This is a genomic window from Aureimonas fodinaquatilis (assembly GCF_008369445.1).
GTDB classification, from domain to species: Bacteria; Pseudomonadota; Alphaproteobacteria; order Rhizobiales; family Rhizobiaceae; genus Aureimonas; species Aureimonas fodinaquatilis.
The window spans coordinates 1,084,630-1,109,483 of sequence record NZ_VTWH01000001.1 but is presented as its reverse complement, the minus strand read 5'-3'; the positions used below and the strand labels follow the sequence as shown (position 1 = coordinate 1,109,483).

Annotated in this window: 27 protein-coding genes; 14 read left to right on the top strand and 13 right to left on the bottom strand. The window is 56.6% G+C overall.

What is annotated here, in order from left to right:
- Positions 1-7 precede the first annotated feature (7 nt).
- Together FPY71_RS05230 and FPY71_RS05225 are read left to right on the top strand one after the other, a co-directional pair.
- The gene (locus tag FPY71_RS05230) at positions 8-814 is read left to right on the top strand and encodes a protein-disulfide reductase DsbD domain-containing protein (RefSeq protein WP_149298250.1); all 807 of its coding nucleotides are present in this window, start codon (positions 8-10) and stop codon (positions 812-814) included.
- Between the two features lie 396 nt (positions 815-1,210).
- Positions 1,211-1,696: a peroxiredoxin gene (locus FPY71_RS05225; protein ID WP_149298248.1), complete on the top strand. Its 486-nt coding sequence runs from the start codon at positions 1,211-1,213 to the stop codon at positions 1,694-1,696.
- An 80-nt stretch (positions 1,697-1,776) separates the two neighbouring features.
- Here FPY71_RS05225 and FPY71_RS05220 read toward each other — a convergent pair whose 3' ends face one another.
- The 12 genes from FPY71_RS05220 to coxB form a co-directional block, all read right to left on the bottom strand.
- Positions 1,777-2,466 carry a GntR family transcriptional regulator gene (locus tag FPY71_RS05220; RefSeq protein ID WP_149298246.1) on the bottom strand — a complete coding sequence of 230 codons (690 nt, stop codon included), beginning with the start codon at positions 2,464-2,466 and terminating at the stop codon, positions 1,777-1,779.
- 195 nt (positions 2,467-2,661) lie between these two features.
- A complete protein-coding gene (gene rnhA / locus FPY71_RS05215) occupies positions 2,662-3,120 on the bottom strand; it encodes a ribonuclease HI (RefSeq protein WP_149298244.1) in 459 nt (152 codons plus the stop codon).
- Positions 3,117-4,097, bottom strand: a complete 981-nt coding sequence (locus FPY71_RS05210; protein WP_149298242.1) for a homoserine kinase — start codon at positions 4,095-4,097, stop codon at positions 3,117-3,119. Before FPY71_RS05210 ends, rnhA begins: the two co-directional genes overlap by 4 nt.
- Positions 4,098-5,126, bottom strand: coding sequence for a 4-hydroxy-3-methylbut-2-enyl diphosphate reductase (ispH, locus tag FPY71_RS05205; RefSeq protein WP_149298240.1), 1,029 nt, complete (start codon positions 5,124-5,126; stop codon positions 4,098-4,100).
- Between the two features lie 149 nt (positions 5,127-5,275).
- Complete coding sequence (locus FPY71_RS05200) at positions 5,276-6,055, bottom strand: SURF1 family protein (protein WP_246160133.1); 780 nt, start codon at positions 6,053-6,055, stop codon at positions 5,276-5,278.
- Positions 6,042-6,434, bottom strand: coding sequence for a DUF983 domain-containing protein (locus tag FPY71_RS05195; protein ID WP_149298238.1), 393 nt, complete (start codon positions 6,432-6,434; stop codon positions 6,042-6,044). The genes FPY71_RS05200 and FPY71_RS05195 overlap by 14 nt, the downstream gene beginning before the upstream one ends.
- A 65-nt stretch (positions 6,435-6,499) precedes the next feature.
- Positions 6,500-7,372: a cytochrome c oxidase subunit 3 gene (locus FPY71_RS05190; RefSeq protein ID WP_149298237.1), complete on the bottom strand. Its 873-nt coding sequence runs from the start codon at positions 7,370-7,372 to the stop codon at positions 6,500-6,502.
- A 179-nt stretch (positions 7,373-7,551) separates the two neighbouring features.
- On the bottom strand, positions 7,552-8,175 hold the full coding sequence (locus FPY71_RS05185; protein WP_342791228.1) for a cytochrome c oxidase assembly protein: 624 nt from the start codon (positions 8,173-8,175) through the stop codon (positions 7,552-7,554).
- Positions 8,172-8,312 (bottom strand): protoheme IX farnesyltransferase, encoded by a 141-nt coding sequence (locus FPY71_RS05180; RefSeq protein ID WP_149298235.1) that lies wholly within the window; start codon positions 8,310-8,312, stop codon positions 8,172-8,174. Before FPY71_RS05180 ends, FPY71_RS05185 begins: the two co-directional genes overlap by 4 nt.
- A 1-nt stretch (position 8,313) precedes the next feature.
- Complete coding sequence (locus tag FPY71_RS05175; RefSeq protein ID WP_149298233.1) at positions 8,314-9,273, bottom strand: heme o synthase; 960 nt, start codon at positions 9,271-9,273, stop codon at positions 8,314-8,316.
- A 90-nt stretch (positions 9,274-9,363) separates the two neighbouring features.
- Positions 9,364-10,965: a cytochrome c oxidase subunit I gene (gene ctaD / locus FPY71_RS05170; protein WP_149298231.1), complete on the bottom strand. Its 1,602-nt coding sequence runs from the start codon at positions 10,963-10,965 to the stop codon at positions 9,364-9,366.
- Between the two features lie 31 nt (positions 10,966-10,996).
- Positions 10,997-11,878, bottom strand: a complete 882-nt coding sequence (coxB, locus tag FPY71_RS05165; RefSeq protein WP_149298716.1) for a cytochrome c oxidase subunit II — start codon at positions 11,876-11,878, stop codon at positions 10,997-10,999.
- Between the two features lie 380 nt (positions 11,879-12,258).
- Here coxB and FPY71_RS05160 point away from each other — a divergent pair, with 380 nt between their 5' ends.
- Both FPY71_RS05160 and tldD read left to right on the top strand, forming a co-directional pair.
- Positions 12,259-12,768, top strand: a complete 510-nt coding sequence (locus FPY71_RS05160) for an invasion associated locus B family protein (RefSeq protein ID WP_149298229.1) — start codon at positions 12,259-12,261, stop codon at positions 12,766-12,768.
- Between the two features lie 46 nt (positions 12,769-12,814).
- Positions 12,815-14,230, top strand: a complete 1,416-nt coding sequence (gene tldD / locus FPY71_RS05155) for a metalloprotease TldD (RefSeq protein ID WP_149298227.1) — start codon at positions 12,815-12,817, stop codon at positions 14,228-14,230.
- 71 nt (positions 14,231-14,301) lie between these two features.
- Here tldD and pdxH read toward each other — a convergent pair whose 3' ends face one another.
- A complete protein-coding gene (pdxH, locus tag FPY71_RS05150; RefSeq protein WP_281287486.1) occupies positions 14,302-14,925 on the bottom strand; it encodes a pyridoxamine 5'-phosphate oxidase in 624 nt (207 codons plus the stop codon).
- Between the two features lie 36 nt (positions 14,926-14,961).
- Here pdxH and FPY71_RS05145 point away from each other — a divergent pair, with 36 nt between their 5' ends.
- The 10 genes from FPY71_RS05145 to FPY71_RS05100 all read left to right on the top strand — a co-directional run bounded on the left by FPY71_RS05145 (position 14,962) and on the right by FPY71_RS05100 (position 24,844).
- Complete coding sequence (locus FPY71_RS05145; protein WP_188052210.1) at positions 14,962-15,420, top strand: RT0821/Lpp0805 family surface protein; 459 nt, start codon at positions 14,962-14,964, stop codon at positions 15,418-15,420.
- A gap of 135 nt (positions 15,421-15,555) precedes the next feature.
- The gene (locus FPY71_RS05140; protein WP_149298222.1) at positions 15,556-16,482 is read left to right on the top strand and encodes a DnaJ C-terminal domain-containing protein; all 927 of its coding nucleotides are present in this window, start codon (positions 15,556-15,558) and stop codon (positions 16,480-16,482) included.
- Positions 16,483-16,706: 224 nt separating this feature from the next.
- Positions 16,707-17,525 (top strand): enoyl-ACP reductase FabI, encoded by an 819-nt coding sequence (gene fabI, locus FPY71_RS05135; protein ID WP_149298220.1) that lies wholly within the window; start codon positions 16,707-16,709, stop codon positions 17,523-17,525.
- 10 nt (positions 17,526-17,535) lie between these two features.
- On the top strand, positions 17,536-18,135 hold the full coding sequence (locus FPY71_RS05130) for a histidine phosphatase family protein (RefSeq protein WP_149298218.1): 600 nt from the start codon (positions 17,536-17,538) through the stop codon (positions 18,133-18,135).
- 346 nt (positions 18,136-18,481) lie between these two features.
- Positions 18,482-19,573: a chorismate synthase gene (aroC, locus tag FPY71_RS05125; RefSeq protein ID WP_149298714.1), complete on the top strand. Its 1,092-nt coding sequence runs from the start codon at positions 18,482-18,484 to the stop codon at positions 19,571-19,573.
- Positions 19,570-20,496 carry a histone deacetylase family protein gene (locus FPY71_RS05120; RefSeq protein ID WP_149298216.1) on the top strand — a complete coding sequence of 309 codons (927 nt, stop codon included), beginning with the start codon at positions 19,570-19,572 and terminating at the stop codon, positions 20,494-20,496. Before aroC ends, FPY71_RS05120 begins: the two co-directional genes overlap by 4 nt.
- 8 nt (positions 20,497-20,504) lie before the next feature.
- On the top strand, positions 20,505-20,771 hold the full coding sequence (locus FPY71_RS05115) for an exodeoxyribonuclease VII small subunit (RefSeq protein ID WP_149298214.1): 267 nt from the start codon (positions 20,505-20,507) through the stop codon (positions 20,769-20,771).
- Positions 20,772-20,946: 175 nt separating this feature from the next.
- Entirely contained in the window at positions 20,947-22,854 is a 1,908-nt protein-coding gene (gene dxs / locus FPY71_RS05110) for a 1-deoxy-D-xylulose-5-phosphate synthase (protein WP_149298712.1), read from the top strand.
- Positions 22,851-23,615, top strand: coding sequence for a TlyA family RNA methyltransferase (locus tag FPY71_RS05105; protein WP_149298212.1), 765 nt, complete (start codon positions 22,851-22,853; stop codon positions 23,613-23,615). Before dxs ends, FPY71_RS05105 begins: the two co-directional genes overlap by 4 nt.
- On the top strand, positions 23,612-24,844 hold the full coding sequence (locus tag FPY71_RS05100) for a class I SAM-dependent RNA methyltransferase (RefSeq protein ID WP_149298210.1): 1,233 nt from the start codon (positions 23,612-23,614) through the stop codon (positions 24,842-24,844). Before FPY71_RS05105 ends, FPY71_RS05100 begins: the two co-directional genes overlap by 4 nt.
- Positions 24,845-24,854 lie beyond the last annotated feature (10 nt).

Below are 24,854 nucleotides of genomic sequence, written 5' to 3'. Positions count from 1 at the left end.
AGCCGAGATGAAATTTCACCTGTTCCCTGCAATTCTGTTGAGCATCATAGGTGCATTGGCGCCCGATCCTGTCGCTGCCGCTGCCGACCCGCGAGCCAGCTACACCACCCATGGTGTCACCGTTCGCCTGCATGCCCTTCCAGCCGACGCAAATGGTATGATCAAAGGGGCTTTGTCATTCGAGCTTGAACCCGGCTGGAAAACCTATTGGCTCAACCCCGGTCAAACGGGCCTGGCACCAATGCTGGACTTTTCGGGCAGCAGTTTCTCCAGTCCGCCGCAACTGTCGTTTCCAGTGCCTGAGCGCTATGAAGACGCTTACTCATCGTCCATCGTTTACAGCCAGCCCATGGCCATTGCGTTTGCCGCACCTGCCGCGACGGGTGAAAGCCGCCTGAAGCTGGCTGCAACTTTCGGGATTTGCGACACCGTCTGCGTTCCAGCCGCCACCACGCTGGAACTGGATGTGCCGCAGCATCCTTCTCCCGGAGATATTGCTGCTGTAAAAGCGGCTTTCGCAGCCCTTCCCGACGAAGCGACCCAGCCGCTTGTCGCTCATATTGACGGCAACACGTTGTTTGTCGCCAATCCCTTATCCAGCACGCCAGACTCAATCGCTGACATTTTTGTCGCTGCCGCCGATTGGCAGTTCGCGCCGCTGGAAACAGCCGGGATATCCGATGACCATGAGCAGCTAAAACTGATGGTTGATACCCGCCCAAAGGCACATCCGCCAACAATCGAAGCCGACATTCTCATCGTTGATGGCGAATTTGCCCGCATCTGGCGTGGCGTCACCATTCCCGTCCAATAATCCAGCAAAACGTTTCCACGCTCGTGCTCGGGCTCGGTTTCTTTGCCTGACGCAGATCCGAACGCTAAACCGTTTCCACACTTTGCTGGAACTCAATTTCTTTGCCTGACGCAGTTCCGAACGAAAAACCGTTTCACACTTTCGCTGGAACTCAATTTTTCTGCCTGACGCAGTTCCGAACGCAAAACCGTTTCCACACTTTGCTGGAACTCAATTTCTTTGCCTGACGCAGTTCCGAAAACAAAACCGTTTCCACACTTTGCTGGAACTCAATTTTTCTGCCTGACGCAGTTCCGAACGCAAAACCGTTTCACACTTTTGCTGGAACTGCTTAAAGCATTGACCAGTTGCAGTCGCGAGGCCGCCAACCCTTCGAGTCGAAAGAGGAAACACCACATGACAATCAACCCAGGCGACACCATTCCCGAAGCCACCTTCCGCGTTAAAACACAGGACGGACCAAAGCCAATCACAACCGCAGAAGTGTTCGACGGCAAAAAGGTCGTCCTCTTCGGCGTACCCGGTGCCTTCACCCCCACATGCACCATGAACCACCTGCCCGGCTTCCTGGAGTTGAATGACGAAATTCGCGCCAAAGGCGTCGACACCATCGCCGTCGTTGCCGTCAACGATCCATTCGTCATGGGTGCCTGGCAGAATGCAACCGAGGCAGGAGACAAGATCCTGTTCCTCGCAGATGGCTCAGCCGATTTCGTCCGTGCAGCAGGTCTGGATGTCGATCTTTCCGGCGCAGGACTTGGCGTTCGCTCACGTCGTTTTTCAATGATTGTCGACAATGGCGTCGTCAAGTCGATCAATATTGAAGAAGCACCAGGACAGGCCGAGGTTTCTACTGCACGGGCTATTCTGGCTCAGCTCTGAGCACAGACAACCAGACCCTGACGACAGAGCGATTTGCAGCCCTTTGAGCATGCACAAGCGCTCTGTCGGCAAGATCCAGCCTATCTGGACCCAAGATATTCGGCCAATGACCGGCCCGAATATTCAATATGTGCCTTGAGCAGAATGCACGCTTCCTTGATCTTCCCGGACCGGCACAATTCGACAATCTGGCCATGCTCATCACGCGCACGGGCGATAGCCCCCGGCAGCATCAATTGCAGACGCGTATGCCGATCGGACTCCTGCAAGAGGTTGAGGATAATGGCCGAGGAGCGCGGTTGTGCTGCATGGCTGTACAATAGCATATGCAGCTTGGTGTTCAGTTCACCCCAGAGCTGAACATTGTTCACGTCCAGATTGTGTGAATACTCGGCCAGCAGAAGGTCGAGATTACGGTAGTCATCTACCGTCAGATGGGGTGCAGAGCTTTTCAGCAGACGCGGCTCCAGAAGAAGCCGCAGCGAAAACACCTCTTCCAGCTCATCAACCGAAAGTGCCGAAACGACCGCGCCACGATGCGGCGCGATTTTGACCAGCCCTTCGGATTCAAGCTGCATGAGAGCTTCGCGCACCGGGATGCGGCTAACCCCGTAAGTTGCTGCCAAAGTGTCCTGGCGAAGCTGCATGCCAGCCTTCAACTCGCCAGCAACTATTTGCTGGCGAAGCTGGTCTGCTACAGCGGAGGAAATAGTTCGATGCTTTATCGTTTTCCCAACGGGTTTCACGATCGTGGAATTAGCCTGAGACATAATAATGAGATACTCGCTCGTCCTTACGGAGGCTGCATTATAAATCAACCTGAAATATAACTACCATGATAAACTACATATCTTCAACTTATTATTAAATGTACTAAGTAATCATTTGCTAAAAATAGAATAGAATATAATATAAAAACTCAACTCAGGGTTTAGTTCGGCAGAGACCGTCGTCACTCCGCGAGTCTATACAGTGCCTGCCACCGCCGCCTTGAAAGGCGCCATGCCCTCCCTCGCCAGCTCATCCGCTCGCTCGTTCAACTCATGGCCAGCATGGCCCTTGATCCAATGGAACGTCACGTCATGTTGCTGCCGCAACGCGTCCAGCTCCTGCCACAGCTCGGCATTTTTGACCGGCTTTTTGTCCGCTGTTTTCCAGCCGTTGCGTTTCCAGCCGAATATCCACTTGGTTATGCCATCGCGCAGATATTGTGAATCGGAATGAATATCCACCGCCGATGGTCGGTTCAAAGCTTCCAGCGCCCGGATGGCAGCAAGCAGCTCCATACGGTTGTTTGTGGTCGGCGATTCCCCGCCCTTCAACTCCTTGCGCGATGCGCCGTAGATCAAAATGGCTCCCCAACCGCCGGGGCCAGGATTGCCCGAACACGCCCCGTCGGTGTAAATTTCCACGCGCTTCGTCATTGGTTCAGCAATTGCGATGTAAAGCCGTAATCTGCCACACTGCGAACTTGCCGGTGAAACCGGGATTTCTGCAAATATTCCTTCGGATCTTTTTTGGTCACGAACGAAGTATCCGGAATGTGGATCCAGTCATACAGGCGCGTCAGCATAAACCGCATGGAAGCGCCCCTGCACAAGATCGGCAGGGCCTCAAGCTCTTCTACGGAAAGGCTCCGCACGGAATTATATCCTTCCAGCATGGCGCGGCCCTTGGTGATGTTGAACGCACCATCCTGTTCGAAGCACCAGGCCCCGAGGCAGATCGCCAGGTCGTAGACCAGAATGTCATTGCAGGCGAAATAGAAATCAATCAGCCCGGACAATTCGCCTTGTAGAAAAAATACATTGTCGTTGAAAAGATCGGCGTGGATGACTCCGGTTGGCAGGTTGCTGGGCCAGTTGGCCTCCAGAAATGCCAGTTCCGATTCAATTTCCGCCGAAAGGCCTGCTTCAACCTCGGCTGTGCGCGGCCCGCACCCTTCATAAAGTGGACGCCATGCGGCAACCGAAAGGGCGTTTGGACGCTGTAGGGCAAAGTCCTGCCCCTTCAGATGCATGCCCGCAAGCGCTTCTCCCACCTGCCATGCCTGTCCAGCCGTTGGGCGGCGTGTCCACATTCCCTCCAGAAATGTGAACAAGGCAGCAGGCCGGCCCGCCAGTTCGCCCAGTGCAAGTCCATGACTGTTCTTCACCGGCAACGGGCACGACAGGCCCTCGGCCGCCAGATGCTCCATCAACCCGATGAAAAACGGCAGATCATTCCTGTCCACCCGCTTTTCATAAAGCGTCAGAATATAGGTTCCACCCTCTGCCCTAAGCAGAAAATTGGAATTTTCCACGCCCTCTGCGATGCCCTTATAAGATAACAGCTTACCCAGACCGTAATCGGCCAGAAATGCCGTCACCTCATTTTCGGACACATCTGTGTAGACAGCCATTTACGCAACACTTCCATTAGAGGCCTGCCGATGGCCGTTCACAAAGGCCATATCCTCTGTCTCAAGCGGCACATCCCGAATGCTGCGCATGACCGGGAAGTTTTCGGTTTCAATGGCCGTTTGCAGCAGTTCAATCGTCACATCAAACCGTTCGCGCAGGGAGTCCAGAATATCATCGGTGAGGATTTCCGGCGCTGATGCGCCAGCCGACATGCCGATCACCATATCCGGGCCAATATCCTGCCATGGCAGATCCATCTTGCCCTGCACCAGCAAGCCGCGCCTGGACCCGGCGCGCTCCGCCACTTCGACCAGACGCCGTGAATTGGAAGAGTTTGGCGCGCCGACAATAAAAAACAGATCCGTTTCCGGTGCAGCCGCTTTCACCGCATCCTGCCTGTTGGTTGTGGCATAGCAGATGGATTCTGAAGAGGGAGCACTGAGCAGCGGAAATTTTTTCTGAAGCGCAACAATGATGCCCGCAGTGTCATCCACTGACAGCGTGGTCTGTGTAACGAAGCCCAGCATTGCAGGATCAGCGGGTTCGAACTGCGCCACATCCTCTTCTGTCTCAATCAAAATGACGGCGCCATCGGGCAGTTGCCCCATGGTACCAACAACTTCCGGATGGCCGCGGTGGCCAATCAACAGAACCTGTCGCCCCAGACGCATGTGCCGCATTGCCTGTTTGTGAACCTTGGACACAAGCGGGCAAGTTGCATCCAGATACAACATTTCGCGCCGCTCAGCCTCGGCTGGCACGGATTTGGGCACACCATGCGCCGAAAATACAACCGGTTGGCCGTCATCGGGAATGTCGGTCAATTCCTTGACGAAAACCGCGCCCATACCGCGCAGCCCCTCGACCACATATTTATTGTGGACAATTTCATGCCGCACATAAACGGGCGTGCCGTATTTCTTCAGCGCCAGAACAACAATCTGAATTGCCCTGTCCACTCCGGCACAGAACCCTCTTGGCTCGCACAGGCGGATTGTCAGCTTTGGTCTGGACTGCAAATTGGACACCCTGTTCTCAACCGGAGCATGCTGGCTAGCACTACCCGCCTTTTCTATTGCCTGTCATGTGATTTTTCGATCACTCGAAACGCCTTCACCCTTCACCTTGCCGCCTGGTCCCGCGTTGAGGCGTAAAATGCTCGGTGCCCCAAAACTCTTCAACCTCCCCGCCGCTGCTGAACAACCAGAAAAACCAGAAGCCCACCGAGCATGGCGGCGATGCCATACCAAGTGATTGCATATTCCAGATGGTTGTTGGGAATGGTGATGATCGTCTGGCCGCCCGTCGGATAGCCGCCAGGAACCTCTGATGCCTTGGCATCCACCACAAACGGTGCCAATTTCACACCTTCCGGCAACTCCACACCCTGCGCCATTTCCAGCAGGTTCTTCCAGAAAAACGTATTCTCAGCCAGATCATTGTCCGGGGTGAAATCGAGATCCGGCTTCTCAAGCGCGGGGTTGCGGGCAAGCCCGTCAACCTCCACCTCACCTGCTATCTGCCCCTCAGCCCGCTTCGCAGGATCCTTGGCAGGATAAGGCACAAAACCCCGATTGATGAAAATGGCGTCTGATCCGTCATCCAGTATCAGCGGTGTAAAAATGTTCCAACCGGATTCACCTTTGTAGGTTGAGAGAAAATGCCGCTCTGCCGTGTGGTCAAACCGGCCCCTGACCCGGATCGGCACGTAGTCAACATCACCGGTATCTTGAAAGAGTGCCGATACCTCGTCGAAAGAAAGAACCGGCCCGTTGGCACGGTCTTCGATTTTGGCGATCAGATCCTGTTTCCAGCCAAGCCGCTCCACCTGCCATGTACCCAGGCTGATCAGGATAGCCAGAGAGACCAGCCCCAGCACCAGCGCTGTCCAGAAACGGACAGGCGACATGAATGGCTTGGCACTCTCCTGCCCGGCTACAGTTTTATTTGGGGTCACCACGTGTCCAGACACCTTCTGCAGCCTTATGGCGATACTGCATGCCAACCATCAGACTTTTGAACAGACGCAACAGGGGCAATGTGATGATTGCCGTAAATGGAATCCACAGCAGAAAATGCACCCAGAAAGGCGGCATATATGCGACCTCCACATACAGCGCCAGACCGGTAACCAGCATACCAATGATGATCATACCGAAAAATGCCGGACCATCGGCCTGATCCAGCGGCGTCAAATCCGCATGGCAATGGTTGCATCGCGTTTCAAGCTTCAACGCACCCGCATACAGCCGCCCTTCGCCGCAATATGGACACCGCCCCTTCAGAGCGCGCTTAAGCGCGTCGCGCTGATCTGTGGCAACATGCTGACCGGTCATTTCCGATACCTCAAAAACGAAAAAGGCGGCTCCAGGGAGCCGCCTTTGCATCTGTTCAGACGAACTCAATGTATTGGCGCGCCCCAGCTGCCCCACACATAAATCGCGAAGAACAGGAAGAGCCATACGACGTCAACAAAGTGCCAATACCACGCCGCAGCCTCAAAGCCAAAGTGCTTATGCAATGTGAAGTGGCCGCGAATGGCGCGCAGCAGACATACCGCCAGGAAGATGATGCCGACAATGACATGGAAGCCATGGAAGCCCGTTGCCATGAAGAATGTCGAACCATAGATCGAACCGCCGAATGCAAATGGCGCATGCACATATTCGTAGTACTGAACATAAGAGAAGATAACGCCAAGCAGCACGGTCAGCGCCAGGCCGGTGATCAGCGACTTGCGATCATCTTCCAGCATTGCGTGGTGCGCCCAGGTGGCCGTTGTGCCGGACAAGAGAAGCGTAATGGTGTTGAACAGCGGCAGGTGCAGCGGGTCGATCACTTCCAGACCGGCAGGTGGCCACTGGCCGCCGAGCGCATCCACTCGCTGATACTGCACAGCTTCATTCGGAAACAGGCTTGCGTCAAAAAATGCCCAGAACCAGGCAACAAAGAACATCACCTCAGAGGCGATGAACATGATAACGCCATAGCGCAAATGCAGTGAAACAACGCGGGTGTGGAAGCCCTGATGACTTTCCTTGATGCAATCCGACCACCAGGCAAACATGGTGTAGAGCACAATTGCCAGGCCGATGAAGAAGATCCACGGCGTTGCCAGATCAAGCCCGCCAAAAGCAAACGGCAAGCCGTTCAGGTCGCGGAACCAGGCAACCGCGCCAAAAAGCAGGATGAATGCACCCACTGAACCAACGAATGGCCATGGGCTGGGGTCTATGACGTGATAGTCATGATGCTTTTCGTGCGTTTGTGCCATTTCGTTTCCCACATTCGAAGCAGCCCGCCTGATCTGGCGAACCGGGCCCCGTCTAGTCCTTGTCCCCGACATTTCCGCCCGGCAAGCCAGCGGAAGCGCCCGTCTGTTTCATTGCAACCAGAGGCAACGGCCTCCGGTCATGTGGCTGCAACCGCAAGCCAACTTGCGGTCATAAGTTTTTACAACTGGTCCCGCACCTTGCCCTTGGCCGGCACAGCAGCAACAGGCTCGTCACCGGTGTCGATAGGGAACAGAGTGTAAGACAGTGTTATCGTTGGCCCGCTCTTGAGCTCTTCCACGTCCAGCATCGCCGGATCAACGAAGAACACAATCGGCATTTCAATATCTTCGCCCGGCTGCAATGTCTGCTCGTCAAAGCAGAAGCAATACAGCTTGTTGAAATAGACACCCGCGGCCAGTGGCGTTACGTTGAATGTGGCCTGGGCAACAATCGGCTTGTCCGAATTGTTGCGAACCCGAAAGGCCGTCTGCCGCGTTTCACCCAACTTGACGGTGACCTGCCGCTCAACTGGCTGGAATGTCCACGGAACAGCCGAGGATGAATTGGCGTCGAACCGGACATTGATCGTCCTGTCCAGCACAACGGAAGACCCAGCCTCGGCCCGTTGGGTTGTGCCACCATAACCCGTTACCTGACAGAACAACTCATAGAGCGGAACAGACGCATAGGCGGCGCCAAGCATGCCAAACGCAAACAACAGGCAGCCAAAACCGATATTGCGACCGCGGCGCGCCAGGCTCGCCTTGGATGGTGCTTTCCGAGCGGATGTCGATTCCGTCAAACCGAGTCTCCTATCTTGATGACCGCAACGACATAAAAGACGACGACCAGCACTGCGAGAAAAAGCCCGATCGCAATCGACCGCTTGCGCTGTGCCTTTCGTTCTTCCGGTGTCAGAATGATTGGTTCATCCGCCATGTCAAAATCCACCAAATCCAACAAATCGCTCTATCACACCTTCTATCAGAAGAAGCACGAACAGCGAAAACAGATAAACGATCGAGAAACGAAACAGCTTCTTGGCCGGAAGCATTTCCTCATCCTGATCGCTCATGCGGAACACAGCCAGACCATGACGCAGAAAATTCAGGCCGAGCAGTGCCGAAACCACACCATAGACCGGGCTGGCAAAGCCCAGAAGGTAAGGCGCAACCCCGACAGGTACGAGAATGAGGCTGTATACGAAAATTTGCAGGCGAGTTGCAGCAGTGCCAGCCACATTGGGCAGCATCGGAACTCCAGCCTTGCCATAATCTCCCATTTTGAACAGTGCCAGCGCCCAGAAATGCGGTGGCGTCCAGAGGAAGATGATGAGAAAAAGAACAAAACTTTCCAGCGATACGCCGCCTGTCACAACGGCCCAGCCAACCATGGGCGGGAAAGCACCCGCTGCACCACCAATCACAATGTTCTGCGTGGTGCGGCGCTTGAGAGCCATGGTGTAAAATACAGCGTAAAACCAGATGGTGAACGCCAGAAACCCAGCAGCAAACCAGTTTGCCACAAGCCCCAGAAGCAGCACGGAAAAAATTGAGAGCGACAGGCCGAATGCCAACGCCGCCTCCGCGGTGATACGCCCGGAGGGAACGGGCCTCTTGGCCGTTCTGGACATCAGCCGGTCTATATCTGCGTCGTACCACATGTTTAGCGCGCCGGAAGCACCCGCGCCCAAAGCGATGGCCAGAAGCGAAATAAAGCCGAGCACGGGATGAACCGAACCTGGAGCAAGCACAAAGCCGGTAACAGCGGTCAACATGACCAGAGACATGACGCGTGGCTTGAGCAGGCTGATGAAATCACCTGGCCCGGCAAGGCTGATGCCCGGCCTGCTGATTGCGTTATGGCTGAAATCGGTAGCGCTCAAAATACTGACCTTCATTCTACCTGAATTGCGTAAAACCGACTGACCGGTCTTGAATGCGGGCCGCCCCGCCCATGAGGGCGAAGCGGTATCATGTCATTCCGCCGATCAGCGGATGCGTGGAAGCTCTTCCCACTGGTGGAATGGTGGTGGCGAAGAAAGCTGCCATTCCAGCGTTGTCGCACCTGGTCCCCACGGATTGTTGCCGGCAACGCGCTTGACGCGGAATGCTTCATACACACCGTAGAGGAAGATCAGCACCGAAACGCCTGAGATGTAGGAACCGATGGAGGAAACATAGTTCCAGCCGGCAAATGCATCCGGATAGTCGACGTAGCGGCGTGGCATGCCAGCAGCACCAAGGAAGTGCTGCGGGAAGAACACGACGTTAACGCCGATGAACATGACCCAGAAATGCAGCTTTCCGATGAACTCGTTGTACATGTACCCGCTCATCTTCGGGAACCAGTAGTACCAGCCCGCGAAAATACCGAAAACAGCACCCAGCGACAGAACGTAATGGAAGTGCGCAACCACGTAGTAGGTGTCGTGCAGAACACGATCCATACCGGCATTGGCCAGCTTTACGCCTGTGACACCGCCAACGGTGAACAGGAAGATGAAGCCGATTGCCCAGTACATTGGCGTGCGCAGAGTGACTGACCCACCCCACATTGTTGCAATCCACGAGAAAATCTTGATGCCGGTTGGCACCGCAATCACCATGGTTGCAAACACGAAATAACGCTGCGTGTTGAGCGAGATGCCCGTGGTGTACATGTGGTGCGCCCACACAACGAAGCCAACAACGCCGATGGCGATCATGGCATAGGCCATGCCGAGATAGCCGAAGACTGGCTTTTTCGAGAAGGTCGAGATGATGTGACTGACAATGCCAAACGCTGGCAAGATCATGATGTACACTTCCGGATGACCGAAGAACCAGAAAAGATGCTGGTACAGGATCGGATCACCGCCGCCTTCAGGCGAGAAGAATGTCGTGCCGAAGTTACGGTCTGTCAAAAGCATGGTGATGGCGCCAGCCAGAACCGGCAGCGACAGCAAAAGCAGGAATGCGGTTACAAGCTGCGACCATGCAAACAGAGGCATCTTGTGCAGCGTCATGCCCGGAGCGCGCATGTTCAGGATGGTGGTGATCATGTTGATTGCGCCGAGAATTGACGACGCACCGGAAAGGTGAACCGCAAAAATGGCAAGATCAACCGCCGGCCCGGGGTGGCCCGATGTTGATAGCGGCGGATAAAGCGTCCAGCCCGTGCCAGCGCCCACAGAACCCGGAGCACCTTCCACGAAAAGCGACAGGATCAACAAGAGGAAAGATGGGACCAGCAGCCAGAACGCGATGTTGTTCACGCGGGGGAAAGCCGTGTCCGGTGCGCCAATCATGATTGGCACGAAATAGTTGCCGAAGCCGCCAATCACCGCAGGCATAACCACGAAGAACACCATGATAAGCCCGTGGGCCGTGGTGAACACGTTGAACAATGCAGGGTCGCCAAAAAACTGAAGCCCAGGCTCCTGCAATTCAGCACGGATGGCAATCGACAAGCTGCCGCCAATCAAACCCGCAATGATTGAGAACACCAGGTAAAGAATACCGATGTCCTTGTGGTTGGTAGAATTCACCCAGCGCACCCACCCTGTCGGGATTTTGTGCTCATGGGCTTGATGGGAAGAGGCGTTCGCCATGTCAGTCTCCGTTGAACGCTTTGATTTCAGGTCAGCGAGCCGCAACGTCGAGGCCGCTTGCGGCTTCGATTTCAGCGTTCAACTGCTCATTTGCGGTATCAAGATTTTCAGCGGCGGCAGCCAGCCAGTTGGCAAACTGCTCTTTGCTCACTACCCGCACGGCGATTGGCATGAAGGCATGGTCGCGGCCGCAAAGTTCTGAACACTGGCCGTAGAGAATGCCTTCCCGCTCGGCCATGAACCAATATTCGTTCATGCGACCGGGAACCGAGTCAACCTTGACGCCCAATGACGGCACGGCAAAGGAATGCACCACATCGCCCGATGTTGTCAGGAGGCGGATAACCGTGTTGACCGGAACAACCATCTCATTGTCCACCGCCAGAAGTCGTGGATAGAGATTCATGTTTTCCTTGCCGGAGGAATCGCGATCGCCTTCCTGCAGCATATAAGACAGGAATGACACTGGCTCAGCAGCCTCTTCACCCTCGGCTACAACCTCTTCAGCCTGGTATTCATAACCCCAGTACCACTGATATCCGGTTGCCTTGACGGTGAGTTCAGGCTCGCTCGGCGGGTTGTACTGCGCTGTCAGAAGCTGGAAGGATGGAATGGCAAGGCACAGCAGGATCAGCACTGGCGCCAGAGTCCAGATCACTTCGATCAGAGTGTTATGGCTTACACGTGAAGGGTTCGGGTTGCGGCTGGCGCTGTAGCGCACGATGCACCATGCCAGAAGCAAGGCGACGAAAATTACGATCGGGACAATAAACCACAGAGTGTAGGTACTGAACCAATGGATCTGCGCTTCAATTGGCGACATTGCCTCTTGCAAACCCAGCTGCCAGGGATGCGGCTGACCAGGCAGCGCCGTTTCCTGAGCTGATGCGACAGCCGGCGTAGCGGCAAGCATCGCGCTAGCAATAAATGTTCTCTTCACGAAATGCTCTCCCCGCGAGGATATTCCCGATTAACCGTCAAGCGCTGGCGGCGTTTTCGGTGCAGGGCCAGATGACCCGAAACTTGAAATGCCGCCAATGTGCAACTGGCCGGCCCGCTTAAAACCACGAAACCGCCCGTTTCGCAACAAGTGCAAATCACCGGACGATCACAATGGAATGTCTTCGGTGACCCGATAGCAAACCCTGCCCATTCGCGCCACAAGTTTAGACCCATTCTTGCATTGAAGCGAGCGATTCGATTTGAATCAGGGGTTTGCAGCGCCCTAAAGGCATCGCATAACCATTGTAACAAACGCTGACTTGGCGGGTTTGATTCGGATTTCAAAATCAAATGCACACTTTTTTGCGACTGATTACACTATGTACCACTCTGGCGGTTCTGCCGGTTGCTGCCCTGGCGCAATCGGGCACCACGGGTGCCGTTCGCTCCACGCATGGCGAATGGTCACTTGTCTGCGAGCAGCCTGCCGGCGCCCCGGAAGAACAATGCGCACTTCTTCAGAATGTGGTTGCCGATGACCGTCCGGAAATCGGCCTTTCCATTCTGGTGCTGAAAACAGCCGATGGTCAGGCGGAAATTCTGCGGGTGCTGGCACCACTTGGCATTTTGCTGCCAAACGGCCTCGGTCTTTATATCGACGGCAAAGACATTGGCCGGGCGCAATTTGTCCGCTGCTTTGAAGATGGCTGCTATGCCGAGGTGATTCTGGACCCGACCTTGCGGGAAACCTTGTCCTCCGGTTCGTCGGCCACCTTCATTGTGTTCCAGACGCCGGAACAGGGAATTGGCATTCCAGTTGAATTGACCGGCTTTGCCGAGGGCTTTGCCGCACTCAAATAGCACCTGATCGGCCGCGGAAAATCTGCGCCATCATGATGAGAGTTTCATGACATTTTCTTTGATAGACCGCTTTGATATTTCGCAGGAAAAGCTGCGCAGCCGATTGGCTGCAGCCTTGCATCGCGCCGATGATGGCGAGCTTTTTCTGGAATATCGCGAGCAGGAATCGCTGGTTTTTGACAATGGCCGGCTGAAAGCGGGCAATTTCTCCACCGATCAGGGCTTCGGCATGCGCGCGGTTGCTGGCGAAGCTGTGGGCTTTGCCCATTCAGGTGAATTTTCTGCCGCTGCATTAGGCCGCGCAGCCGATGCAGTCGCAGCAGTAACCTCCGGCTACTCGCCCCAGGTTGCATCCGGGCCGGAAGGCACCAATCGCAAGCTTTATGGTGAGGAAAACCCAATTCCCTCCCCCGGCTTTGATGAAAAGGTGCGGCTGCTTCAGGAAATAGATGCCTATCTGCGGCAGAAAGACCCGGCCGTTCGCCAGGTCTCTGTTTCACTGGGTGCACAATGGCAGGTGGTGGAAATACTGCGCGCCGATGGAAGACTGGTGCGGGATGTGCGGCCGCTGGTGCGCATGAACGTTTCGGTTATTGCCGGGCGGGGTGATCGCAGCGAAAGCGGTTCTGCCGGTGGCGGCGGTCGCATCGGCTTTCAGGGCTATCTGGAAACCGGCAACTGGCAAGCCATGGCAGATGCCGCTCTGGCACAGGCGCTGGTCAATCTGGAAGCAGTGCCCGCCCCCGCCGGCACTTTTGATATTGTGTTGGGCGCAGGCTGGCCGGGCGTCATGCTACACGAGGCCGTGGGCCATGGCCTGGAGGGCGACTTCAACCGCAAGAAAACCTCGGCCTTTTCCGGCCTGATGGGTGAAATGGTGGCAGCTCCGGGTGTCAGCGTGGTGGATGATGGCACGTTGGCTGAACGGCGCGGCTCATTGACCATTGATGACGAAGGCACACCAACTGCCCGCAACGTGCTGATCGAGAATGGTCGGCTGGTCGGTTACATGCAGGACAGGCAGAATGCCCGGCTGATGGGTATGAGCGCTACTGGCAATGGCAGACGCCAGTCATACGCTCATGCGCCAATGCCGCGCATGACAAACACAATCATGCTGTCGGGTGGTTACACGCCAGATGAAATTCTCGCTTCGGTCAAAGACGGCATCTATGCCGTGTCCTTCGGTGGAGGACAGGTGGACATCACATCCGGCAAGTTCGTTTTCGCCTGCACGGAAGCCTATCGCATTCGCAATGGCAAAGTGGCCGAGCCGGTCAAGGGTGCCATGTTGATTGGCAATGGCCCGGATGCAATGCACCGCGTTTCCATGGTGGGGAACGACATGGCGCTGGATCACGGCATCGGCATGTGCGGCAAGGCGGGTCAGGGAGTGCCGGTGGGTGTTGGCCAGCCCCATTTGCGCATGGACAAAATGACGCTGGGCGGCACACAGACCTGAAGCATTTTCAGCTTGTTCTGCGTGAGTGGAACTGACGCTGCGGCCCTGCCCCGGCGTCAGTTGGTCAACTGTTATGGATAGAGGCGTTGGGCCTGCCAGTTGCCAGCCGCATCCCGCGTGAAACGAAAGCGGTCATGCAGGCGAAAAGAACAGTCCTGCCAGAACTCGATTTCAACAGGCACAATGCGAAAACCGGACCAGCGCGGAGGGCGTGGAATATCTCCAGTGCCAAACTGCTGTTCATATTCGCTGATTCGCTGCTCAAAAACGGCCCGGTCGGCCAAAGGTTGCGACTGGTCTGATGCCCAGGCGCCAATACGGCTGGCGCGTGGGCGGGTGGCGTAATACTCATCCGCTTCCGCATCGCTCACCACTTCCACGGTTCCGCGCACACGCACCTGGCGGCGTTGCGATTTCCAGTGGAAACACAGTGCAGCAACCGGGTTTTCCAACAATTCACGCCCCTTGGCGCTTTCAAAGTTGGTATAAAAAACAAAGCCCCGCTCGTCGAATCCCTTCATGAGAACCACGCGAATGTCCGGAAATCCATTGGAATCCACGGTGGCAAGCGACATCGCGGTCGGGTCATTCAGCTCGGTCTCGCGGGCAAGCTTTAACCATGTTTCAAACGCGACTATGGGATCTTGCCCCAGTTCATCCCTTGTTAATGTCGGACGACTCATAGTTTCCGCAATCTCCTGCTTGAGTTTTTGGGAAACCTAATGGGGTTTGTGGCTTTCAGCAAAGAAAACTATCCGCTCCAGGCTGTACGAGGTGCAGCATGCGGGCTTTTTGGTGTGGCCGCGCTTATGCTGGGTGGTTGCACCATTGCCGGTGGTGGGCTGGAAGATATGATTGACCACAGCACCATCACCTCATCCATAGCCCGCCCTGCCAAAGTGCCACCCCCGGCGGGTGATGCAGATCAGCTTTCTGACGGCAACACTGTGCGCAATGCGGTTTCCGCCGCCAAACTGGGCAGCGGAATGGAACCCCTGCCCTGGGCCAATGCGCAAACCGGTGCCTTTGGAACCATCACCGCAATTTCCGAGGTGCGCACAGGCCCGGCAATTTGCCGCAGCTTCACCACGTCGCGCCAGCGGTTTGACGGCATTGCCCTTTATTCCGGACAAGCCTGCACGGCGGGAGCCGGTGACTGGGTTTTGACCCAATTCTCCGAAGCGGGCTGATTTGGCCTGACCTGGCTCTTAACGCAGCGCTTGTGACTTGCCATATAAATGGCAAAATAGAGCAATTGACGCAAAACTGTGCCATAGCTTTCAGCACGCAAGCGCGCCGTTATTGAGCAGAAGGATAGATCAGGAATGCAAGACCCGTACTCTGTGCTTGGTGTCGCCAGAACGGCCAGCGAAAGTGAAATAAAGTCGGCTTTTCGCAAACTTGCAAAAAAGTATCATCCGGATGCCAATTCCAACGATCCTCAGGCGAGCGCGCGCTTCAACGACATCAATCAGGCTTATGAAATCCTTGGCGACAAGGAAAAGCGCGGTCAGTTTGATCGGGGCGAGATTGACGCCGACGGCAAGCCGAAATTTCAGGGGTTCAGCGGCGGCAACCCGTTTGGCGGCGGTGGCGGCCAGAATTTTGGTGGCAATCCCTTCGGCGCTGGCGGGCGCGGCGGCTTTGAGGGTGATGCCAGCGGCTTTTCCGATTTTTTCGAACAGGCTTTTGGCGGCGCGGGTGCGCGCTCAAGGCAGCGTCGCCCTGCCAATATGAAGGGTGAAGACATCCGCGCCACCTTGCGGGTTCGGCTGGAAGACGTGATCAGCGACGAAAAGGTTGAGGCGGTTTTCCCCACCGGCAAACGCCTTGCTATCCGCCTGCCGGATGGGGTGGAAGACGGCCAGACGATTCGCCTGCGCGGTCAGGGGCAGCCGGCACCGGTTCCCGGCGGCAAGGATGGCGATGCGCTGATCACAATTTCCTTTGCTGAACACCCGCGTTTTACGTTGCGCGGACGCGACCTTCTGTTGCGTGCAGAACTGCCGTTGGAAACCGCGATTCTGGGCGGGCGGCTTATGGTCGAAACGCTGGACGGACGCGTTGCTGCCAAAATTGCACCGTGGTCAAACTCGGGAAAAACTTTGCGGCTGCGGGGCAAAGGCCTGACGCAAAAGGGCGGCGAGCGCGGCGACATGTTGATAACGCTGGAAATTGTTCTGCCTGAAAACAAAGATGAAGAGCTCATGCAGTTTATGGAAAGCAGAGTGAAAAGCACTGCCGCCGAATAAAGCCTCCTGCTCTCGAAGCATGTCACTGCGTTGCCAAGCGTGAACTTGTCGGGAAGTTCGGCCTATGCCATACCGCGCCGCGAAAGCGCGTTGCCGAAAACGGGTGGAATCACTTCACCTTTTGGCACCGCGCCTGATTTTTTAAATGATGCGGCCCGTTGTTTACCCAAAAATCACGAGTTGCCTGAAATAACGTGCATTACATTGCTTGAAGGAGCGCGCCCATGGCGGAAGCAAACGGCCTAATGGCTGGTAAACGCGGTTTGATACTGGGCGTCGCCAACAATCGTTCAATCGCCTATGGCATTGCCCGCGCATTGGCCGAACAGGGTGCGGAAATTGCTCTGACCTGGCAGGGAGACGCTCTGAAAAAACGTGTCGAACCGCTGGCCTCCGAGTTGGGTGCTGTGCTGGCCGGACATTGTGATGTTTCCGATGCCAGCACGATTGATGCGGTTTTCGAGACGCTGGAAAAGCAGTGGGACTCGCTGGATTTTGTCGTCCATGCCATCGGCTTTTCCGACAAGGATGAGCTGACGGGACGTTATGTGGACACGAGCGAGGGCAATTTCACCAAGACCATGCTGATTTCGGTCTATTCGCTGACGGCCATTGCCCAGCGTGCTGAAAAAATGATGGTGAATGGCGGCTCCATTCTGACGCTGACTTACTACGGCGCCGAAAAAGTGATGCCGCATTACAATGTCATGGGCGTTGCCAAGGCAGCGCTGGAAGCATCGGTACGTTATCTCGCAGTTGACCTTGGCAGCAAGGCCATTCGCGTTAATGCCATATCCGCCGGCCCCATCAAAACACTGGCCGCATCAGGCATTGGCGACTTCCGCTATATTCTGAAGTGGAACGAGTACAACTCGCCGCTCAAGCGCACAGTCACCATTGACGAGGTTGGCCAATCGGCACTCTATCTTCTGTCCGATATGTCCACCGCGGTGACCGGCGAAGTGCATCATGTTGACTCGGGCTACCACACTGTTGGCATGAAGGCGGTTGATGCGCCGGACATTTCTGTCATCAAGGACTGACCATATCCTGATGACAGCGATCCTTCCCCTGATTTACCTGTGCCGTCACGGCCAGACGGACTGGAATGCGGTGGGCCGTATTCAGGGGCAGATCGACACGCCATTGAACAATCTTGGCCGCGCTCAGGCCAAACGCAACGGGCGGTATCTGCGCAACGTGCTGGGAGAGGGAATTGCCGGTTTCGACTTTCTGGCCAGCCCCCTCGCCCGCACCCGCGAAACAATGCGCATCATTCGGCGGGAATGCAGCCTGCCGGAAGAGGATTTTGCCACCGATCCGCGTTTGATGGAGCTGAATTTCGGCGATTGGCAGGGCTACACACTGGCCCAGATTGCCGAGCACGACATGCCCGCCATTCGTGAGCGCAAAGCGCATAAGTGGGATTTTGTGCCACCGGGCACAGAGGGTGAATCGTATCAGATGCTGGCAGAAAGGGCGCAACCCGTGTTCGAAGCGCTGCAGCGGCCCACCATTGTTGTCGCTCATGGCGGCATCAGCCGAATTTTCCTTAAACTATATGCGGCCACCCCCGGTGCAAAGGCCGCGCACAGCGCTGTCTTTCAGGACAGGATCCTGAAATTCGAAAACGGTCAGGTCAGCTGGGTTTAGCGCAGTTCCGCAAATTCAGACTGATGCCCGGTTTAACGGGTCTTGCCGTTGAAGCGAACTCGCTTCAACGAGAAATACAAAGCCCTTACTTTGTCGCATTGTCTTGCCGTTGAGGCGAACTCGCTTCAACGAGAAATGCAAAGACTCTTTACTTTGTCGCATTGTCTTGCCGTTGAGGCGAACTCGCTTCAACGAGAAATGCAAAGACTCTTTACTTTGTCGCATTGTCTTGCCGTTGAAGCGAACTCGCTTCAACGAGAAATGCTTGGGTACGCTTAATGATTTGACGCATGGCCGCAGCCTGCCTAAAACCGGCGCAGCAAAAGCGCGCCTGTATAGAGGTTTCATGTCGCACAACAGTTTCGGCCATCTTTTCCGCGTTACCACGTTTGGTGAAAGCCACGGCGTGGCCATTGGCTGCATTGTTGATGGCACTCCTCCTGGCCTGCGGTTCACTCGCGCCGAAGTTCAGTCATTTCTGGACAAGCGGCGCCCCGGCCAGTCGCGCTACACCACGCAGCGGCAGGAACCGGACACGGTTGAAATTCTGTCCGGGGTGATGGAAGAAGCCGATGGCACGCTGGTTGCCACCGGCACGCCGATCGCCATGGAAATTCGCAATGTCGATCAGCGGTCGAAGGATTATTCCGATATCGCTCGCCGCTACCGCCCAGGACATGCCGATATCAGCTACGACATGAAATATGGCGTGCGCGATTATCGCGGTGGTGGACGGTCCTCTGCGCGGGAAACCGCAACACGGGTTGCAGCAGGCGCAATTGCCCGAAAAATTGTGCCGGGACTTCAGGTGCGCGCAGCATTGGTGCAGATTGGCAGCCGCGCCATTGCACGTGAAAGATTTGATTGGGCAGAGGTTGATAACAACCCGTTCTTCTGCCCCGACGCGGAAACTGCCGTACTCTGGGCGGAAGACCTGGACAAAGTGCGCAAGTCCGGCTCTTCAATCGGCGCCGTGGTTGAAGTCGTGGCCGAGGGCGTTCCGCCCGGCCTCGGTGCCCCGCTCTATGGCAAGCTGGACCAGGACATTTCCGGCAATCTGATGTCGATCAACGCTGTAAAAGGCGTTGAAATTGGTGACGGCTTTCTGGCAGCTACGCTGTCCGGCGAAGAAAATGCCGATGAAATCCGTATCGGCCCGGACGGCAAGCCGGTTTTCCTGTCCAATCACGCAGGTGGCATTCTGGGCGGCATTTCCACCGGCCAACCGGTTATTGCCCGCTTTGCCGTCAAGCCTACATCATCCATTCTAACCCCACGCCGCTCAATTGATGCGGATGGACAGGAGGTGGATGTGATGACCAAGGGCAGGCATGATCCCTGCGTGGGCATTCGAGCGGTGCCGATTGGCGAGGCAATGGTGGCATGTGCAATCGCCGACCACTATTTGCGCCACCGTGGCCAGACAGGGCGTGGATGAAAACGCGCCTCTACCACAACGCTATTTTTGCCGAGCATCTGACCGGACCGGGGCACCCGGAGCGGCCGGAGCGCATGCGCGCTGTGGAATCGGCGCTGGAGGACGAGACGTTTCACCTGTTGGAGCGCGAGGAAGCGCCCGAAGGTCGCTTGCAGGATGTCTATCTTTGCCATCCTGAAACCTACGTGCGCCGCGTAGCCAAGGCCACTCCGTCCGAGGGGCTGGCGCGCATTGATGATGACACGATTGTCAGCCCGCGCAGCTTCGCGGCAGCACTGTACGGCGTTGGCGCGGCATGCGCAGCGGTTGATGATGTGTTTTCCGGCGAAATCGATAATGGTTTTGTGGCGGCAAGGCCGCCCGGCCACCACGCCGAGCGTGAAACAGCCATGGGGTTCTGCCTGTTCAATCAGGCCGCCATTGCGGCCCGCTATGCGCAAACCCGCCATGGTGCCTCCCGCGTGGCTATCGTGGATTGGGATGTGCACCACGGCAACGGCACCCAGGACATTTTCTGGGAAGACCCAAGCGTGCTTTATGCCTCGCTGCATCAGATGCCGCTTTACCCGGGCACCGGTGCAGTTTCGGAAACTGGCGCTGGCAATATTTTTAATGCGCCGCTGCGCGCAGGCGATGGTGGTGAGGCGTTCAGTGAAGCCTTCACCAGCCGAGTTCTGCCTGCGCTGAATGATTTTCAGCCGGATTTTCTGATCATTTCAGCTGGGTTCGATATGCATCACCGCGACCCGCTGGCAGAAATCAATCTGACGGAAAACGACTTCAGCTGGGCCACCGCGCAGCTTATGGGCGTGGCGGATCGTTTTTGCGGTGGCAAGCTGGTTTCCGTATTGGAAGGTGGCTACGATCTGACCGGCCTTGGAAAATCGGTCGCAGCCCATGTCCAGCGATTGATGACCGGATAGGAAAAGACATGTCTGACAACACAATTGCCATTCCAGCAGATGACAGCGACATCGCACAGCTCAGTTTTGAAGCCGCGCTGGCCGCGCTGGAAAAAATCGTCTCGGATCTGGAGCGCGGCAATGTTCCCCTGGAAACCGCCATTCGCATTTACGAGCGGGGCGAGAAGCTGAAGGCGCATTCTGAAAAACTGCTGACAGCCGCCGAAGACAAGGTGGAGAAAATCAAGCTGGCGCGCGGCAAGCCTGTGGGCACCGAGCCATTGGACCCCGCCTGAACACACTATGTTAAAAACATCGTCAATAAGTGAGCGGAAAGCCCTGCCTTTCCCGGTTTAAAGAACCATCTTCTACAATCAGCTTTAAAATGCCTCAAAACAACGGCATGTTGAAACAATGTCAGCGCCTGACGTGGCGGCTGAGTTTGAAAGGTTAAGCTCCTCCGTGTCGGATATGCCAGATACACCTTTGCTGGACGCGATCGCCTCTCCGGCTGATTTGCGTGCCTTACCGGAATCCCGCCTGAAGCAGGTGGCGGAAGAGGTGCGGCAAGACCTTGTCGAGGCCGTGTCGAAAACCGGCGGGCATCTGGGTGCCGGGCTGGGTGTCGTGGAGTTGACGGTCGCGTTGCACTATGTGTTCAACACGCCGGAAGACAGGCTGATCTGGGATGTCGGACATCAGGCCTACCCGCACAAAATCCTGACCGGTCGCCGCAAGGGCATGCGCAGTATCCGGCAGGAAAACGGGTTGTCCGGCTTCGCCAAACGCGCAGAAAGCGACTATGATCCGTTTGGCGCGGGCCACTCTTCAACCTCCATTTCCGCCGGGCTTGGCATGGCAGTCGGGCGTGATCTGTCGGGCAGGCGCAACAATGTTGTGGCGGTAATCGGCGATGGCGCCATGTCTGCCGGTATGGCCTATGAGGCGATGAACAACGCCGGGGCGCTGGATGCACGGTTGATTGTTGTTTTGAACGACAATGACATGTCGATTGCACCGCCGACCGGAGCAATGAGCGCTTATCTTGCCCGGCTGGTTTCCGGCAAGACCTACCGTTCGCTGCGTCACCGCGCCAAGCAGATCACCGACCATCTGCCCGAATTCATGCGGGAGGGTGCGCGCAGAACCGAAGAGTTCACGCGCGGGTTCCTGACAGGTGGCACACTGTTTGAAGAACTCGGCTTTTACTATGTCGGGCCAATTGACGGCCATGACCTGGACCATTTGCTGCCGGTGCTGAAAAACGTGCGCGACGCGACCGAGGGCCCCATCCTCGTTCACGTTGTCACGCAGAAGGGCAAAGGTTATGGCCCGGCCGAATCTTCTGCCGACAAATATCACGGTGTCAGCAAATTTGACGTGGTTACGGGGGAACAGGCAAAGGCCAAGGCCAACGCGCCCAGCTATACGCGGGTTTTTGCCCAGAGTTTGATTGATGAAGCACGGGATGACGACAAGATCGTTGCCATCAATGCTGCCATGCCCAATGGCACCGGGCTGGATCTGTTTGGTGAGGCATTCCCCACACGCAGCTTTGACGTCGGCATTGCCGAACAGCATGCGGTAACATTTGCTGCGGGTCTGGCAAGTGAGGGTTACAAACCCTTCTGCGCCATTTACTCAACGTTCCTGCAACGCGCTTACGACCAGATCGTGCACGACGTTGCCATACAAAGCCTGCCAGTGCGCTTTGCCATTGACCGTGCGGGATTTGTCGGTGCGGACGGGCCAACGCATGCAGGCTCGTTCGACACCGGGTTTCTGGCCCCCCTGCCGGGCATGGTGGTTATGGCAGCGGCCGATGAGGCAGAGTTGCGGCACATGGTGCGCACAGCGGTTGTGTACGACGATGGCCCGATTTCATTTCGCTATCCGCGTGGCAATGGTACAGGGGTGGACCTGCCGGCGCGTGGCCAGGCGCTGGAAATCGGCAAGGGCAGAATTGTGCGTGAGGGGTCGAAAGTGGCCATTCTTTCCTTTGGCGCGCGGCTGTCTGATGCTTTGGCAGCAGCGGATGAGCTGGACAGTTTCGGCCTTTCCACCACGGTTGCCGATGCGCGTTTTGCCAAACCGCTGGATGGAAATCTGATACGGCAACTGGCGCAGCACCATGAAGTGCTGGTTTTGCTGGAAGAAGGTGCAAGCGGCGGGTTTGCTGCACAGGTGCTGGAATATATGGCGCGCAACGGTTTGTTGGACCACGGGCTGAAAGTGCGGCCCATGACCATGCCTGACAGTTTTGTTGAGCATGCAGCGCCGGAAGCAATGCTGCAAAAGGCTGGTCTGGACAAGGCGGGCATTGTTGACTGCGTGTTCCGCGCGTTGGGCGAAAGCGGCAAGCGCGTTCTGCAAGCGTGAGCGAAGGTTTACGGCAACGTCTGGATGTTCTGTTGGCAGAGCGCGGCTTGTGTGAAAGCCGTGCCAGAGCACGAGACGCCATCATGCGCGGCCATGTTGCGGTCAATGGTCAGCCTGTTGCCAAGCCGGGCCAGCTTGTAGCTCACGATGCGGATATTGCGGTAAGCGACCCGGCCGGCGACTATGTTTCGCGCGCAGCGCTGAAACTGGAAGCGGCGCTCAGTGGCTTTCAGCTTTCGGTCACCGGGCGTCACGCTCTGGATGTTGGCGCGTCGACCGGCGGCTTTACACAGGTTCTGCTGAACCACGGAGCGGCACATTGCGTGGCCATTGATGTGGGCCATGGGCAGATGCATCCTCGCATTGCAAACGACCCGCGCGTGACACGTATTGATGGGCTGAATGCGCGCGAGCTGACACGGGACCATCTGGCGCTGGCACCGGCTGAGCATCGCGATATCAATCTTCTGGTTTCTGATGTCAGCTTCATCTCGCTCAAGCTGGCACTTCCGCCGGCGCTGGACCTGGCCGCACCGGGCTCAGTCGGAATATTTCTGATCAAGCCGCAGTTTGAGGCTGGCCGAAGTGCAATTGGCAAAGGCGGCATCGTGCGTGACAGATCGCTGGGACATGAAATCGCACAATCATTGGCAGACTGGCTGAGTGATCAGCCTGGCTGGACATCCATAGGCATTCTGCCTTCACCCATCGAAGGCGGTGATGGTAATCTTGAATTTTTGTTGGCAGGGCGCAAGGCGTGACAGAAACAATCAGCATTGAGACATTGGGCGCCAAGGGCGACGGCATTGGCCGTGGAGCGGGCGGACTTGCCTATGTGCCCTACTCCCTGCCGGGTGAGCGCGTGCTGGCCCGCCGCAGCGGTCAGCGGGCGACCATTGAGGAAATTGAACTGGCTTCGCCCGAGCGCCGGGATGCGCCCTGTCCGCATTTCACCCTGTGCGGCGGCTGTGAATTGCAGCATGCGAGCCCGGCAGTCTATTCCGCTTTCAAACGCGATCTGGTGATCGAGGCCTATCGGCGCGTGTCAATCGAAACGGAGGTGCAGCCGCTGGTTCCCTGCGCACCGGCCAGTCGCCGCCGCGCCGTGTTTTCCGCCGTCAGGGCTGGCCCACGGTTGATGTTCGGCTTTCACGAGGCGATGAGCAACCGCATTGTGCCGATTGAAACCTGCCTTGTTGTGGTGCCGGAAATCGTTGCGGCCTTTGAGCCTTTGCGCCGCCTGTCCAGCCTGATGCTGGACCGCAAGGGCGAAACACGCCTGACGGTGGCGGCAACCGGCCAGGGGCTGGATGTTGCCATTGAAACCGGCGCAAAGCTGAATGACAAGACGCGGGCGGCGGCCATCAGCGCCACAGCCGCCGCGGGCATTGCACGCTTGTCGGTCAATGGCGAAATTCTGATTGAATATGCCAGGCCGATGATCATGGCCGGCACCATACCGGTATCGTTTCCGCCCGGTGGTTTTCTGCAGGCGGTAGCCAGCGCTGAAACCGCCATGGCAGAATTGGTTACCGGTCATATGACGGGCCTGAAAACCGTTGCCGATCTGTTTTCCGGTATCGGGACTTTTGCCCTGCGGCTTGCCCGAAATCACGCAACCCACGCTGTGGAAAGTGACGCACCGGCCCTGGCAGTGATGGATCAGGCGCGGCGCGTGGCCAATGGCCTCAAGCCACTGACAGCCGAACGTCGCGATCTGTTCCGGCGACCTTTGACACGCAAGGAGCTTTCCAGATTTGAAGGGGTGGTGTTCGATCCGCCGCGTGCCGGAGCTGAAGCGCAGGCTATCGAGCTTGCAGCTTCCAGCGTACAACGCGTTGCAGCCGTGTCGTGCAATCCGCTGACTTTGGCAAGAGATGTCAAACTTTTGCTGGATGGCGGCTTTCGGCTTGTCTCAACCACGCCAATCGATCAGTTTCTGTGGTCACACCACGTGGAAGCGGTTGCGCTGCTGGTGCGCGACAAGTAAAGCCGCATGA